Annotated in this window: 12 protein-coding genes; all 12 read right to left on the bottom strand. The window is 59.7% G+C overall.

Annotated elements, in window-relative coordinates:
• Window positions 1–87 precede the first annotated feature (87 nt).
• The 12 genes from AB5202_RS07015 to ybaK all read right to left on the bottom strand — a co-directional run bounded on the left by AB5202_RS07015 (window position 88) and on the right by ybaK (window position 14947).
• Entirely contained in the window at window positions 88–774 is a 687-nt protein-coding gene (locus AB5202_RS07015) for an N-acetylmannosamine-6-phosphate 2-epimerase (RefSeq protein WP_022094877.1), read from the bottom strand.
• 70 nt (window positions 775–844) lie between these two features.
• On the bottom strand, window positions 845–1810 hold the full coding sequence (locus tag AB5202_RS07010; protein ID WP_022094876.1) for an ROK family protein: 966 nt from the start codon (window positions 1808–1810) through the stop codon (window positions 845–847).
• A gap of 173 nt (window positions 1811–1983) precedes the next feature.
• Window positions 1984–2904, bottom strand: coding sequence for a dihydrodipicolinate synthase family protein (locus AB5202_RS07005; RefSeq protein ID WP_035138887.1), 921 nt, complete (start codon window positions 2902–2904; stop codon window positions 1984–1986).
• 68 nt (window positions 2905–2972) lie between these two features.
• Window positions 2973–3824 carry an acetylxylan esterase gene (locus AB5202_RS07000; protein ID WP_368144035.1) on the bottom strand — a complete coding sequence of 284 codons (852 nt, stop codon included), beginning with the start codon at window positions 3822–3824 and terminating at the stop codon, window positions 2973–2975.
• Window positions 3817–4794 carry an acetylxylan esterase gene (locus AB5202_RS06995; protein ID WP_368144036.1) on the bottom strand — a complete coding sequence of 326 codons (978 nt, stop codon included), beginning with the start codon at window positions 4792–4794 and terminating at the stop codon, window positions 3817–3819. Before AB5202_RS06995 ends, AB5202_RS07000 begins: the two co-directional genes overlap by 8 nt.
• 80 nt (window positions 4795–4874) lie before the next feature.
• On the bottom strand, window positions 4875–5702 hold the full coding sequence (locus AB5202_RS06990; protein WP_006236159.1) for an ABC transporter ATP-binding protein: 828 nt from the start codon (window positions 5700–5702) through the stop codon (window positions 4875–4877).
• Complete coding sequence (locus AB5202_RS06985) at window positions 5703–7718, bottom strand: dipeptide/oligopeptide/nickel ABC transporter permease/ATP-binding protein (protein ID WP_099431432.1); 2016 nt, start codon at window positions 7716–7718, stop codon at window positions 5703–5705. It abuts the gene before it with no gap.
• Between the two features lie 3 nt (window positions 7719–7721).
• Window positions 7722–8678 carry an ABC transporter permease gene (locus AB5202_RS06980; protein ID WP_035138896.1) on the bottom strand — a complete coding sequence of 319 codons (957 nt, stop codon included), beginning with the start codon at window positions 8676–8678 and terminating at the stop codon, window positions 7722–7724.
• Window positions 8679–8835: 157 nt separating this feature from the next.
• Window positions 8836–10449, bottom strand: coding sequence for an ABC transporter substrate-binding protein (locus AB5202_RS06975; protein WP_117746690.1), 1614 nt, complete (start codon window positions 10447–10449; stop codon window positions 8836–8838).
• A gap of 364 nt (window positions 10450–10813) precedes the next feature.
• Window positions 10814–12754 carry an excinuclease ABC subunit UvrC gene (gene uvrC / locus AB5202_RS06970; RefSeq protein ID WP_324249602.1) on the bottom strand — a complete coding sequence of 647 codons (1941 nt, stop codon included), beginning with the start codon at window positions 12752–12754 and terminating at the stop codon, window positions 10814–10816.
• Between the two features lie 6 nt (window positions 12755–12760).
• Window positions 12761–14341, bottom strand: a complete 1581-nt coding sequence (gene murJ, locus AB5202_RS06965) for a murein biosynthesis integral membrane protein MurJ (protein ID WP_117848727.1) — start codon at window positions 14339–14341, stop codon at window positions 12761–12763.
• Between the two features lie 105 nt (window positions 14342–14446).
• Window positions 14447–14947 carry a Cys-tRNA(Pro) deacylase gene (gene ybaK / locus AB5202_RS06960; protein WP_368144039.1) on the bottom strand — a complete coding sequence of 167 codons (501 nt, stop codon included), beginning with the start codon at window positions 14945–14947 and terminating at the stop codon, window positions 14447–14449.
• Window positions 14948–14980: the final 33 nt, after the last annotated feature.

The following is a 14980-nucleotide window of genomic DNA, read 5'->3' as shown; positions in this document are numbered from 1 at the left end:
AAACAAGCGCGGGACCCAGCAACCCGGATCCCGCGCGGTCAATTGCCTATATTGAGTATACCGCCCCGAGCGGATACGAGGCCTGTCTTACGCCTCAAGCGCAGCCTTGAACCAACTCGTAATACTCGTGGGGTGCGTGATGGCGGTGCCGACGACAACGGCCCAGGCGCCAGCATCGATCGCGGCGCGAGCCTCCTCGGGCGTATGCACGCGACCCTCGCAAATGATGGGAAGGCCGGGGAATTCCTCGGTCGCCTGACGCAGGAGCGGCAGATCGGGGCCATCGGCCATGGTGCAGTCGATGGCGGCAACACCATGAGACAGCGTGGTGGACACCAGGTCGAAGCCCATGTCGACAGCACGACGAATATCCTCGATGGTGGCACAGTCGGCCATCAGGAGCACGCCCTCCTCGTGCAGCGGACGGAAAGTATCTTCGACGGTCTTGCCATCGGGACGCGGACGATCGGTGGCGTCGATCGCCACGATATCGGCACCCGCAGCAACGCAGGCGCGAGCGTGGCGCAGCGTCGGCGTGATGTAAACGCCCTCGTGCCCATCCTTCCACAGGCCGATAACAGGAACCTCACAGCGACCCTTAATGGCGGCAATGTCGGCAAGGCCCTGGCAGCGAATGGCGGCGGCGCCGCCGAGCTCGCAAGCGCGAGACATTTGAGCCATGGTCTCAGGCGTACGAAGCGGCTCGCCCATATACGCCTGAACGCTCACGACGAGCTTGCCCTTCAGGGATTGAATCAAAGGATCGACGGTCATAAGGCTGTAACCTTTCTCAGAACAGCCTCCCGAGGCGTGTTGTCTCGGGAGGCTCCTACAGAAGATACGTTTACTTCAACGAGGCAAGAAGATGCTCAGCGGCACCGATGAGCGGAGCATCGCCCTCCAGAGAACCGATGAGGATCGGCGTGTCCTGAAGCGGATCGAGCGCCTGGCTGGCATAGCCCTCGTGTACCGAATCCTTCCACGTCTGTGAACGCCAATCGGGACCTTGGTGAATCACGCCACCCGAAAGCACGATGACCTCAGGGTCCAGGATGTTAGCGAGCGAGCCCAAGCTGGCACCCAGCGCAAAGCCGGCGTCATGGATGACCTCGGTCGCCTTTGCGTCGCCCGCACGGCACAGGTCGTTCACATCGCGACCGACCGAAGGACGGCTGGGGTCGACGCGACCAAAGCGCTCATCGTACATACGACCAATGGAAGTGCCCGAAGCAACCGACTCCAGATGGCCGGAACGCCCGCAGGCGCAGGGAATACCGGCGGCAGCCGAGCACTCGATGTGGCCCATATGGCCAGCAGCACCATGGAAACCCTGCATCACGCGGCCGTTCTCGACATATGCGCCACCGATGCCCGTACCGATGCCAAGACACAAGACGGAGAACTTGCCCTTGCCGACGCCCCAGTGGGCCTCGCCCAGAGCATGAGCCTGCACGTCGCCTACAACGGCAACGGGAAGACCGAGGTCCTCGCGCAGGCGCGGCCCCAACTGAACACCGGACCAGCCGGGCATGATCTCGTTGGCATACGCGATGGCGCCCGTCTTGGGATCGACGACGCCGGCGGCACCGATACCGACGCCAAGGACCTCGACATCGGGATTCGCCTCGAGAGCAGCCTTGATGGACGCCTCGATACGTTGGAAGACGGCCTCGCCGCCCTCTTGGGCCTCGGTGGGAACCTCGGCCTCAAAAACAGGATGGGGCACACTACCGTCAGCCGGGTACTCCATGATGGCAGTCGCGATCTTAGTTCCGCCGATATCGACAGAGCAGACGTACTTGTTCTCCATGTCGCTCTCCTTAGGAGATAAAAAACAACTACAGGAAATGCGCCGTCAGGCTAGCCGTCACAGCGCGGAAAAGGTTTTCCAGGTGCCCGAGATCGCCAAGAAACCGTGTGACCATTGATCTAATGGGTCATGGCCGCACGGTTGAACGGCGAGGTCGGGTGCCCGGGGAAGCTTTACAGGAGACCGTTGTCCTGGAGGACCTTCTTAATCGCCTCGACGTTCTCGCCGGTCATGGCCTTCACCGGGCGCGGCATGGTCGGGCTGTCGAAGATACCCATGAGGTTCATAGCGGTCTTGAAGGCGCCGACGCCACCGGCATAGCCCTGGACGCCCGAGGTGACATCCCAGATGTGCGAAATCTCATTGAGGCGATCCTGCTCGGCCTTGACGGTAGCCCAGTCACCAGCCTGAGCGGCCTTCCACTGACGCACGTAGCCCTCGGGCTCAACGTTGGCGAGACCCGGGACGGAACCGTCGGCGCCACCGAGGTAGGCGCCGTCGACAACAACCTCGTGGCCGGTGAGAATGCTCATCGGATGGCCGTTCTTTTCGTTCTCCTGAACGAGGTAGCGGAACGAGATGTCATCACCCGAGGAATCCTTGACGCCGGCCAGAACGCCCTCGGCGCCGAGCTTGGCAAGGAGCTTCCAGGGGAGCTTGGTGTGAACGCAGACGGGAATGTCATAGGCAAAGATGGGCAGGTCGAGCTCCTCGTGCAGGATGCGGAAGTGCTCCTCGACCTCGGTCATGCCCTGCAGGGCATAGAACGGGCAGGTGGCGACGAGAGCATCGGCGCCCAGCTCCTGGGCGACCTTGCCGTGCTCGATCATGCGCTCGGTCTCGGTATCGATGATGCCGACCAGAACAGGCACACGGTGGTCGACGATACGAACGGCCTCGGCGATAATCTGGCGACGGCGCTCGTCGGTGGAGAAGACGACCTCGCCCGAGGATCCCAAGAAGAACAGGCCATCGACGCCGGCGTCGATCATGCGGTTGATGCTGCGCTCAAAGGAGGCAACGTCGAGCTGGTGATCTTCGGTATCGGGAACAACGACGGGAGGGATAACGCCGGTGAATTTCTGAGTTGCCACAAGAATCTCCTTAGCTGTCTGGCGGGCGACCCTATGCCACCCACTCTTGTTGGCAGTGTCCAGGCCGTCTAGGCCAAAGAACACGAGTAGAACGTTTGGTTAAAAAAGTCGACGACTTCGTTTTCGAACGCATTAATGCGCTCGTGAGCGTATTTTGCATAGATGATATGCCTCCGGTCACACTCAAGACCGTTGAATACGGCAAACTGATCCTTGGGATCGCTCACGGTATCCATAAGCGATGTGCCCATGAGCACCGATCCGCGCACCCGAGACGACAGCGCCTCGAGGCCGCCAGGAAGCGGATTGGCAACCGCCGTGCAGGCGAGGCCCCGCTCGTCCAGAGCAGAAACCGCCAGCGCGACTCCGCCGCCAAGACCCTCGCCCCATGCAAAGATGCGGTCGGGGTCCATGCCATCAAGATTGCGCGCCACCTTCGCCAGCGCGCAACCCCAACGGACGCGCTCGACAAAAGCGGGCGAAGAAATCTCCCGCTGCAGGTCGTCCGCACCAGCAACATCGTCATCCAGCGCGAGGACGGCATACCCCATGGCGGCAAATCTCGTCATGTGATGCCAGCCGCGCACAGGCCGATCGATGTCGTGGAACATCAGGCACAACGGCACGCGCTCAGATACTCGGGCACGACCGACAGGCTCGATCAAACGAGCGTGAATCGCATCGTCACCGCGCTCAAAGGACACCTCCGAGTAACGGGCGCAGGGGTTAACAAAGTCAATCGCCGTAATGGCCAGGCCTTTAATCTTAAGATTCGAAGCGCATGTCTCTAAATCAGAAACATCTGCTTGGACATCACCGCGCCAGTCCCGATATTCTGCGAGCCTTGACGAAACCGTTCCAGGAATTCCCACGAGTCCGGGGACAATCAGCTCGTCAACATTGCTCTCGCACTTAGACATGAGTCTCCCCTCCCTTGCAGAAAAACGGAATGATCAGATCGTCAAAATCCTGAATCTCCTCGTGGCCAAAGCCTTCAAAGAACTCATGACGCTTTTCGCAGGTCAGATTGTTATAGACCGCAAACTGCGTCGCTGGCGGACAGACGATATCGGCTGTGCCGGTGCCAAACAGCACGGGGCATTTGACCATAGGGGCAAAGTTCTTGGAATCGAAGTACGCCAGCTTGGCATAGGCTTCGTCAATACGAGTCGAGTCCTCGTCAAACCAGCGAGACCAATAGCGCAGGCCCTCGTAGGCAATGTCGTCGGCATCCAAATCCCAGACCAGGCGGAAATCTGACAGGAAGGGATAGAGGATGGCGGCGCGATTGATAAGCTCGCTGTTAAGTGCACAGGTCGCAATGCCCAAACCGCCGCCCTGCGACGCGCCGTTCACAAACACACGGGCAAGATCGATGCCCTCGAGCTCGCGAACGATACGGCACAGGATGCGAATATCTTGGTGCAAGCGGACATAGTAGAGGTTGGCCGGGTCGCCGTCGATACCGGCGACGATATGCCCGGCAACCGTTGTGCCCTCAAATCCACCAATGTCCTCGGAGGGACCTCCTTGGCCGGGGCAGTCGAGGGCGATGAGTGCCATGCCCATGCCCGCAAACGACGCCTGCTCAAACCAGCTGCGGCTTGCACCCGGATACCCATGGAACTGAAGTACCAATGGCACGGGCTCGTCCGAGACGGGTTTAAGGTACTTGGCATGCAGGCGAGCGCCACACATACCGGTATACCAGAGGTCGAAAAGCTGGCAGGTCGCGGCATCGGTGACCGATGCCGTCTCGATCGCGTAGTCAAGCCCGACAGCGTCGGCCTCGGCCATGCGATCCTTCCAAAAGAGATCGAAATCTGATGGACGGGGCATGGCGCCTCGATATTCACCAAATTGATGTTGTAGCTCCTGAGCACTTGGCATGGCTCGTGAACCCAACCTTTCGAAATCGCAACGGAGGTGCGCCCGGCAAGGGGGCCGGGCGCACGGGAGGGAAAGCGAGGCTACTCGCCGAGCTTGGGATGCAGCAGCGACGGCGCAGCGCCGAGCAGCATCTTGGTGTAGGGGTCCTGGGGGTGCTGGAAGACCTGCTTGGCCTCGCCCTGCTCGACGATCTTGCCGCCATTCATAACGATGATGTCGTCAGAGATATAGCGGACCGTCTGGATGTCATGGCTGATGAACACCATGGCCAGGCCGAGCTCCTTCTTAAGGTCGGTCAGCAGGTTCAGAATCTGCGCGCGGACCGAAACGTCCAGAGCCGAGGTGGGCTCGTCGGCGATGATGGCATCGGGGTTCAGCGACAGAGCACGGGCAATTGCGACGCGCTGACGCTGGCCGCCCGAAAGCTGGCCGGGAAGAACCTCGGCAGCGGAGCTGGGCAGACCGGTGAGCTCCAAGAGTTCCTTGACGCGCTTCTCCTGCTCGGCCTCGGTACCCAGGTTGTGGACGCGCATGGGGTCGAGCAGCTGCTCGCGAACGACCATGCGGGGGTTGAGCGCCGTGGCCGGGTTCTGGAACACGACCGAGATGACGCGACCCATGTGGCGACGGTCCTCGGCGGTACGTTTGGTAACGTCCTTGCCCTTAAAGTAGACCTTGCCGCTCGTGGGGGCCTGCAGGCCGCACATGACGTTAGCGGTGGTGGACTTACCGCAACCGGACTCGCCGACGATGCCAATCGTCTGACCGGGCATGAGCTTAATCGTTACACCCTGGACGGCGTGAACCAGGTTGGGGTGCAGAATCGAGCCGGTACGGGTCCTAAAGGTGACGTGGACGTCATCAAGGAAGATGATCGGCTCGACGCCGTTTACTGCGGTCTCGCTCATCTACATCACCTCCGCGTGAGGGGTCAAACCATTTGCCTTGAGCACCTCGTCGGGGAGCTCGGAATAGAAGTGCTCGGTGCCGGGCACGCGCTTGAAGACCGGACGGGTGTCCAGGCCAATACGCGGGTGGCTCGAGCGGGGCGCGAAGCGATCGCCCTTGGGGAAATCGCGCGGGCTCGGAACGGCGCCGGGCACCTGGTGCAGGCGGCCCGAACCGCTCTCGATGGACAGAACGGAACCCAGAAGACCGCGGGTGTACTCGTGGATCGGGTTAGTGAGCAGCTCCTTGGTGGGCGCCTGCTCGATAACCTGGCCAGCGTACATAACCGTGATGTTATGGGCGACCTCGGCGACCAGAGCCAGGTCATGCGAAACGAAGATCATGGCAAAGCCGAGCTTGGCCTGAAGATCGTTGAGCAGCTTGATGACCTGCTTCTGGACGGTAACGTCCAGAGCGGTCGTGGGCTCGTCGCAGATGACCAGCTTGGGGTCGCGGGTAAGGGCCATAGCGATCAGGACACGCTGACGCTGGCCGCCGGAAAGCTCGTGTGGATAGCTCTCGAGCGTGCGCTTGGGATCGAGGCCGACGAGCTCCAGGAGCTCCTCGGCGCTGCGGGTTCCGCCGCGCTTGGTGAGCTGCTTCATCTGGGCAGAGATGAGCATGGAGGGGTTGAGCGAGGACAGGGCATCCTGATAGACCATAGCGATATCGGTACCACGCAGGCCGAACCACTCCTTCTTGCTCATCTTGAGCAGGTCACGGCCCTCCCAGAGGACCTCGCCGGAAAGGTGCTCGTCCTCATCGGTCAGGCCCATGATGGCCAGCGTGGTGATGGACTTACCGCAACCGGACTCGCCCACCAGGCCCATGGTCTGACCAGGACGGACGTCAAAGTTGACATGGTCGACAACGTTGATATCACCGTGATGCTCAAACTGAATGCAGAAGTCACGGACCGAGAGAATCGGCTCAACGGACTCGTCGGGCACGTGGCGATCGTCACGCTTGAGCTCGACATCGCGCAGGGCGCCAAGGCGAGCGGAGAGGGACTGGGCCTGCTCCTTGTAGGCGCGAACGGGGTCGGAGACCAGCAGATCGGCCTCGCGACGCTTGGAGGAATCGGTAGGATCCAGGGCGGCGGAGGGAGCAGCGGCCATGGCGTCGGTAATGCCCTCGGAGAGGATGTTGAGCGCCAGGCAGGTGATCATGATGGCCAGGCCCGGGAACAGCGCCTGCCACCAACGACCGGCGAGCACGCCGCCGCGGGCGTCGGCGAGGATGTTGCCCCAGGTAGCGGTGGGCTCCTGGATACCAGCGCCGATGAAGGTCAGCGAGGCCTCGAAGATGATGGCGTCGGCGACCAGGGTAACGGTGAAGACCATGATCGGAGCGATGCAGTTACGCAGAACATGCTTGATCAAAATCCACGGAGCCTTGGCGCCGGAAACGATGACCGCGCGGACATAGTCCTCGCCGTACTCGGACACGATATTGGCGCGCACGATACGGGCAATCTGCGGAGTGTACATAAAGCCGATGGCGAAGATGATCGACGGCACGGAGTTGCCCAGGATGGAGACGAAGACGGCCGCGAGGGCGATGCCCGGGATGGACATGATGATGTCCAAGATACGCATGATCGTCTCGGAGACGGCCTTGCGCGAAACCGCTGCAAGGGCGCCCACGACCGAGCCGCAGACCAGAGCCATGGCAGTGGCGCCAAAGCCGATAATCAGCGAGTAACGACCACCGTAGAGCATACGCGACAGAATGTCGCGACCCTTATCGTCGGTACCGAAGATAAATCCGTTGCCGGGAGCCTGGCGAGCCGTAAAGATCTCGACCGGGCTATAGGGGGCAAGAAGGGGCGCCAGAATCGCAGTCAGGGCGACCAGCACCAGCACGACGGCGGCAATCTTAGAAGACAGCGTCATCTTCTTCCAGCCACCGAGCTTGAGCCCCTTGGAGGCAGCCTTCTCGAGCTGCTCGGTTTGCTTCTCTCGAATCTTTACCATAATCTACACCGTCCTGATGCGCGGGTTGATGAGCAGGTAGAGCATGTCAACCACGATGTTGATGATGATGAAGGCAAGAGCAACGACGATGACGACGCCCTGAACCAGGTTCGCCTCGTTGCCCTGAACGCCCTGCAGAATCGCGGTGCCCATGCCGGGGAGGTTGAAGATAACCTCGATGACGACGGCGCCGCCCATGAGGTAACCGATCTTAAGACCGAGGGTGGTGACCGGGGTGATCAGCGCATTGCGAAGAACGTTGATGCCGACGACGACCTTCTCGGGAACGCCGGCGCCGCGAGCCATACGGACATAATCCTTGTCGAGCTCCTCGACCATGGCGGTACGCACGATACGAGTCATCTGGCCCGTCAGCGGAAATGCCAAGGCGATAGCGGGCATGATCATACGTCCCAGATAGCCAACCGGATTCGTGGTGAAGTGAGGCAGAGCACCCGATGCCGGGAGCACCTTAAGATAGGAAGAGAACAGCAGGATCAACAGAACGGCAAGCCAGAACGACGGGGTTGCCAAGCCGGCGATGGAAAAGACGCGGATCACTTGGTCCGGCCATTTGTCGCGATACAGTGCCGCGATGACGCCGAGCAAAAACGAAACGACCGCACCGATAGCAAGACCGATAAAGGTCAGCTGCATCGTGACGGGCAGGGCCGTGGAGATGCGCTTGGCAACGGAGTTGCGAGCAGCACCATAGGTGCCCATGTCGCCATGGATCAGATCGCCCATATAGCGCACGTAGCGCACGGGCCAGGGGTCGTCCAGACCATACTTCTCATGGTACTCGGCAACCGCCTCGGGCGAGGCACCGTCACCCAACGCCGTGTAGGCGGGGTCGGTCTTGGAGAACGACATAAGGAAGAACACCAGGACGGTGACGCCCAATGCCATGATCGGCAGCGCCACAAGACGCCTTCCAATCAAACGTAGCAAGTTGTTCACGTTCTCTCCCCTTTCTTTTGTCGGTAGGACCAACTGGTATATGAGTACGGATACTCATTACAAGACCCGAGCGACATCGTTGCCGCCCGGGTCTTTGTTTCAACTATGAGGATACGGTCCCAACGGCCGACATCCTGCATACAGACTCAAGCGAGTCTTACGCCTTGACGGTCGCAACGCCCCTGAAGGACATGCTCGTCGTGCCGATGCCCTTGAAGCCATCGAGGGCCTCGCCGTTGGGCGCAGTAGACGGATCGTCCCAGAAAGCGGAGACGGTCTTGACGTGAACAACAGGGTACAGAACGGCGTTGTCGGCAATGATGTCGAAGCACTCGTTCCACTTCTTCTGCTGCTCGTCGCCCTCAGCGGCAAGAGCCTCGTCCATGAGACCGTGGAGCTTCTGCCACTCAGCGGACTCCTTCCACGGGCAACGGGTCTGCATCCAGACGTTGTCGCCGTACCACCAGTTGAGCAGCAGGTCGGGGTCGGCGCCGAAGCAGGAAGGATCGCCAGGGGCAAGAAGGATATCGTAGGCCTCGCCGCCGTCGATGGCAGCGTAGGTAGCCGGCGAGGTATCGGTCTGGATGGTCACATCGAAGCCGAGAGCATCGAGGTCGTTCTTGACCTGGGCGGCCATGCCCTTAATCTGCTCGTTGTCGGTGGTGCGCAGGGTGATGGCACCCGGGGTGATACCAGACTCCTCGATGAGCTTCTTAGCCTTCTTGGCGTCGGTCTTGTACACCGTGGAAGCCTCATGATAGTTGGTGAAGCTCTTGGGCAGGTAGCAGCTGGCAGCGGTGGCAAGGCCGGCGAAGGTGTTGCTGACCATCTTCTCGGTGTCGAGCGCATACATGACAGCCTGACGGACCTTGACGTTGTTCCAAGGCTCCTTGGCGACGTTGAACATGATGAAGCGGGTGCCGAAACCCTGAACGTTATCGATCTTGCAGCCGGCGCTCTCGAGCTGGTCGACGGCGTCAGCGGTAACGAGCTCCATAACGAGCGTGGAGCCCTCCTGCTGAGCGGTAACGCGAGCGGTGGGGTCGGTCAGGATGCTGTACTGGATCTTCTTATCCTCGGCAGCATACTCACCGTTGTACTCGGGGTTGGGAACCAAGGTGATCTCGGTATCGGAGATAGAGTCGTACATCCAGGGGCCGGAACCGATCGGCTGCTTGGCGCGATCCTCCTCGGTCTGGGTGGCCGGGGTAACGCGGACGATGGCCAGACGATCCTTGAGCAGGGAGAAGTTGGGGACCTTAGTCTTGACCGTCACGGTGCTGGCGTCCTTGGCCTCGATGGACTCGAAGGGCTGGAAGAACGGAGCATAGGTAGCGGAAGCGGCGCAAGCGGTGTAGGAGGCAACGACATCGTCAGCGGTGACCTCGGTGCCATCGGAGAACTTGGCGCCCTTGCGGATGGTGACCTCGAAAGTGGTGTCGTCCACAGACTTGGGATCGTCGGTGGCGAGCTCGTTGAAGGTGCTGTAGTCGTGGTAATCGATGCCGTAGAGGCCCTCGACGACGTGCCAGTTAGCACCCAGGCCCACAGCGGAGCCGGTGCTGGCGGGATCGAAGCTGGACGGAGCGTAAGCGGAACCAGCGGTGATCACGCCGCCGCCACGGTTGGCGGAATCGGTGGAGCCGGAAGCGGAACCCTCGTCGCTAGAGCTGCCACCGCAGCCAGTGAGACCAAGGCCGGCGACAGCAGCGACGCTGCCGGTGAGGCCGAGGAACGAACGCCTGGACATACCCTTGTTGATGATGGCCATGTCTTCTCCTATCAATAGAGAATCTTACTCGGGAGCACCTAGACGTGCCCCCGCGCAACTTGCGGACGATATATACCTTACCTACCGACGAACCCAACTGAGGTGCCGCGCTCGGCGACCGATACATACATACGCTTGAACGGTATTTACTACCGTTCACCGAATTCATTGACAAATGATTCGCCAGACAGTATGTATCGGCGAGGTGAGATATCAGTCTTCGTCAACCCGCAGGATAGCAGGGTTTTCGCTTGGGTTAGTCAAACGTTTTAGCGTTAATAAAACCCGAAACCAGCAGGCAATCATGGCGAAATAAATGGTTGAAAATCGCGCAATCATGTATATCAGTTGTTTAGGCTCGTGTTTAGCTATCGGAATGGCCAGCCGCCGCCTCGGCGCGCTCGGCATTCCATGCAACGAGCGCCTCGTGGACCGCCTTGGCAACATCGGCAGGTATGCCGCGAACTTCCGCGATCTCTTGCTCGCTCGCCGCGCGCAAACGCTTCATCGAGCCAAAATGGCGCATAAGGGCACGTTTTCTGGTGGGTCCCACGCCTGGAACGTCATCGAGTACCGAAACCGTCATGGCTTTATCGCGCAACTCACGGTGGAACGTGATGGCAAATCGGTGGGACTCATCGCGTACCTGTTTAATTAGATAGAGCGAAGCAGACCCGGTCGGCAGCACGACAGGAGTCTCGTCCCAAGGCACAAAAACTTCCTCGTCGGCCTTCGCCAAGCCACAAACTGGTATATCGAGCCCAAGAGCCTCAAGTTGCTTGATCGCAGCGGTCAATTGCGGCTTACCGCCATCGACAACGAGCAAATCGGGGCGCGAGCCAAAGCGCTCGTCGGCCATGCGCTCGGGAGCATAGCGTCGTCCCAAAACCTCGGACATCGACACGAAGTCGTTTGCCTCGTCCAATTCGGCCTGAATTTTAAAACGACGGTACTGGCTCTTGTCGGCGCGCCCGTTGGTAAACACCACCATCGAGGCGACCGTAAAGGTGCCATGCAGTGTAGAGATATCGAAGCACTCGATACGCAACGGCGGCGATGGCAGCGCCAACGCACTTTCGAGCTCCAGGAGCGCTTGATTGGTGCGGTCGTCAGCGTACCCCGTTCGCATCATGTAGCGCATGAGGGCATGGCGCGCATTTTTGGATGCCATATCGAGCAGACGGTGCTTTTCGCCACGCTGCGGCCTATGGAGATGGCAGGAACGCTCACGCTTGCCCGCAAGCCACTCCCCCAGCGCCTCCGCATCCTCAAGCTCGACGGAAAGGTTGACCTCAGCTGGAATATCAGCCGTCTCGTCGTAATAGCGCTTAAGAAAGCCCGACTGGAGCTCTTCCTCGTCAACATCAAGACCCTTGTCGAGAATGAACTCGCAGGTGCGAACTGTTCGGCCCTCGCGAACGACGAAGACGCAAGCGGCGGAGATGGTCTCCTCGCGATAGAACCCGATGACATCGATATCGACACTGGAGGGAAAAACGACTTGCTGACGATCGTCCAGACCCCTGATGACCTCCAAACGACGTTTGACGCGTGCCGCGCGCTCAAAGTCGAGCGCCTCGGCGGCATCCGTCATCTCGGAGGTCAGCTCATCGACGACATCCTTGCGATGGCCCGACAAAAAGCGCTCGACACGCTTGACGTTCTTGGCATAGTCTGCCGGGGAAATCGCGCCGACACACGCACCCGGGCCGCGCCCGACATGGTAGTCAAAGCAGGGACGCCCGTTTTGTGCGCAAATCATATTGACGATGTCTTCCTCGCCCTTGTGGGACTCGATGGTACGGCGACAACGACGCCACTCCGCACAGGATGCAGAGCAGATGGGGATAACCTTGCGCAGCGTATCTATCGTCTCACGTGCCGCACGGCTATCGGTATAGGGTCCAAAATAGCGCGTTCCCGGCTTATGACGCTCACGCGTGTATTTGATCGCGGGATACAGGTCGCCCTTTGTAATGGCGATAAAGGGGTAGCTCTTGTCATCCTTGAGGTCGACGTTAAAGTACGGATGGTACTGGCCGATCAGGTTGCGCTCGAGTACAAGCGCCTCATGCTCGGTTTCGACAACGATGTAGTCAAAGCTCGCCACCAGCTGCATCATCAGCGGGATCTTTTGACGCTCATCCTGCAGTGTCACGTATTGACGCATGCGGGCGCGCAGGTTTTTCGCCTTGCCCACGTAGATGACATCGCCCTTGGCATCCTTCCAAAGGTAGCATCCGGGCTGTGTGGGAACGCGCGAAACCTGCTCGGCAAGCGTTGGTATGTTGTCGTGACCGGCCACGCGCACCTACTTGCGACGAAGCAGCGCCGAGACCTCGGGCATCTTAAGGACGACGGCAAGGCCAAAGGTAACAACAAGCGAGGCGACACCCGCAACGCAAACGTAGCCAAGAGTAATCAGAATCGAGCCGCCAAGTGCCCCGACAAAGTGTTCAAGCGCCCACATGACGCCGGCGCCTGCGGCAGCACCTAGGCCACCGAGCAAAAGGCCAAAGAAACCGCCATGTAGGATAGATTTGACCTGAAGGCCACGCAGGCGACGACGCAGCCACCACAGCGAACAGCCGACCAAGATCACGTAGTCGACGACATACGAAAGCGCGATTGCCGGCATACCGAAGCCCAGCACAACGCCAAACAGCAGAACCGAGCCGGCCTGGCCGATGGCGGAATACAGGCAATAGCGGCTATAGGGCTTCATGTCGAGCAAGGCAGAGAAGCTCTTCTGCATCAACACGACCACGCCGTAGAGCGGCAGCGAGAGCGCCAGGTAGACAAGGTACTCGGACACCAGAGCCACGCCGGATTCATCGAACTTGCCAGCACAGTAGATCATATTGAGCGGACGTGCGAAGACAATCAGGTACAGTGCGAACGGAATCAGGAAGAACAGCATCTGGGCGACGCCACGCGAAATGCCCGTGCGAACGCTGTCGTAATCCTTCTCCTGTGCGTCATGAGAGAGCTCGGTATAGAGCGCCGTCGAAAGCGAGGCGGCAATCAGCGCGTAGGGCAGCGTGTACCACAGGCGCGCATAGGCGATGACGGAAGGACCCGTCTCGGGCTGGACCACCAGCGCGGCAGCGTTGGTGATAGAAGTCGAGACAAACATGCACACCGTGGCGAGCAGCGTCGGGATACCGAGCGCAATCGTCTGGCGCAGCGCGGGGTCCTTAAAGTCGATATGGATATGGGGATGCACGCCGTGCTTGCCAAGCGCGGGAATCTGACATGCCATCTGAACAAAGACACCGAGGGTCGTACCGGCCGCAATCAAGATGATGCCGGCACGTTCGCCAAACTGTGCGGACACGGGCGCAAAACCCATAAAGCTCGCAATGACGATCACATTGTTGAGGACCGGGGCAAACGTCGACCAGAAGTAGTCGCGGTGTGCGTTGAGAACGCCCGAGAACACCGAGCCCAAACCATAAAACAGAATCTGGATGGCAAAGAAACGGAACATGAACGCAGCGGTATCCATGCTGCCACCGTCACCCGAAAGGAACGATTGCGTCCAGATAAAGCCCGGGGCGAACACGGTCCCCAGCAACGAAATGCCACCCAGCACTAAAAGCAGAATGCCGAGCAGGTTGCCCACGTACTCGTTCGAGGCCTCGCGACCCTGCTCACGCCTCACGCCCATGTACACGGGCAAAAACGCCGTCACGAGCATGCCGCCCATCACGAGTTCGTAGAGCATATTGGGCAGGTTGTTGGCGACCTGATAGGAGGACGAGAGCAGCGACATGCCGATAGCGGCCGCCATTGCCCACGTGCGGATAAAACCGGTGACGCGAGACACGATAGTCAGGATGGTCATAAGCCCGGCAGAACGACCAACCGTGGAGTAGTCCGACGAGCCCATGTCGTCAGTGTCATCTCGCGACGAAGAAGCTTCGGATGAGGGTGTCTGAGGCGCAGATTCTTTTGCAAAATGAGCTCCGCGCTTCAATTCTTCCTGCGGCATCGCTCAGTCCTCTCTCGTAATCGCGGCAACCGTCGCCCCGCAAAATGCAATTAAATCATCGGGTGCAAGCTCGAGCTGATAACCACGCTTGCCTCCCGAAATAAAAATGGTATCCCAAATGACGCATGTCTCATCAATGAGCGTCCGGTAGCGTTTTTTCATACCGACCGGGCTGCAGCCGCCGCGAACGTAGCCAGTCGCCGCAAGCAAATCCTTCACATGCATCATGGCCAAGGACTTCTCCCCCGCGGCACGCGCGGCGGACTTTAGATCGAGCTCGTCGGCAACAGGGATGCAGCACACGACATAGTCGTTGGACGGTGTCACGCAGACCAAAGTCTTAAATCCTTGACCGGGCTCCTCGCCAAGCTGCTCCGAAATCGCGACCCCCAGGCCCACCGACTCATCACCATCGTCTTCGTACGTATGTAGAACATAGGAAATGCCGGCGCTTTCCAGCTCGCGCATCGCATTGGTTTTTGGCGTCTTTACAGCCTTTGCCATGACATATCCTTTCCCTCGCATTCGGACGTAAAG

Origin of the sequence: Collinsella aerofaciens (assembly GCF_040915545.1) — a bacterium.
GTDB classification, from domain to species: Bacteria; Actinomycetota; Coriobacteriia; order Coriobacteriales; family Coriobacteriaceae; genus Collinsella; species Collinsella aerofaciens_BE.
This window is presented reverse-complemented; position numbering and strand designations above follow the sequence as displayed.

Bases quoted from the DNA above. Each gene is read 5' to 3' on its own strand.
- AB5202_RS06995 (WP_368144036.1), bottom strand. From the start codon at position 4,794: ATGCCAAGTGCTCAGGAGCTACAACATCAATTTGGTGAATATCGAGGC.
- AB5202_RS07000 (WP_368144035.1), bottom strand. From the start codon at position 3,824: ATGTCTAAGTGCGAGAGCAATGTTGACGAGCTGATTGTCCCCGGACTC.
- AB5202_RS06990 (WP_006236159.1), bottom strand. From the start codon at position 5,702: ATGAGCGAGACCGCAGTAAACGGCGTCGAGCCGATCATCTTCCTTGAT.
- AB5202_RS06975 (WP_117746690.1), bottom strand. From the start codon at position 10,449: ATGGCCATCATCAACAAGGGTATGTCCAGGCGTTCGTTCCTCGGCCTC.
- murJ (WP_117848727.1), bottom strand. From the start codon at position 14,341: ATGGGCTCGTCGGACTACTCCACGGTTGGTCGTTCTGCCGGGCTTATG.
- ybaK (WP_368144039.1), bottom strand. From the start codon at position 14,947: ATGGCAAAGGCTGTAAAGACGCCAAAAACCAATGCGATGCGCGAGCTG.
- AB5202_RS06985 (WP_099431432.1), bottom strand. From the start codon at position 7,718: ATGGTAAAGATTCGAGAGAAGCAAACCGAGCAGCTCGAGAAGGCTGCC.
- AB5202_RS07015 (WP_022094877.1), bottom strand. From the start codon at position 774: ATGACCGTCGATCCTTTGATTCAATCCCTGAAGGGCAAGCTCGTCGTG.
- AB5202_RS07010 (WP_022094876.1), bottom strand. From the start codon at position 1,810: ATGGAGAACAAGTACGTCTGCTCTGTCGATATCGGCGGAACTAAGATC.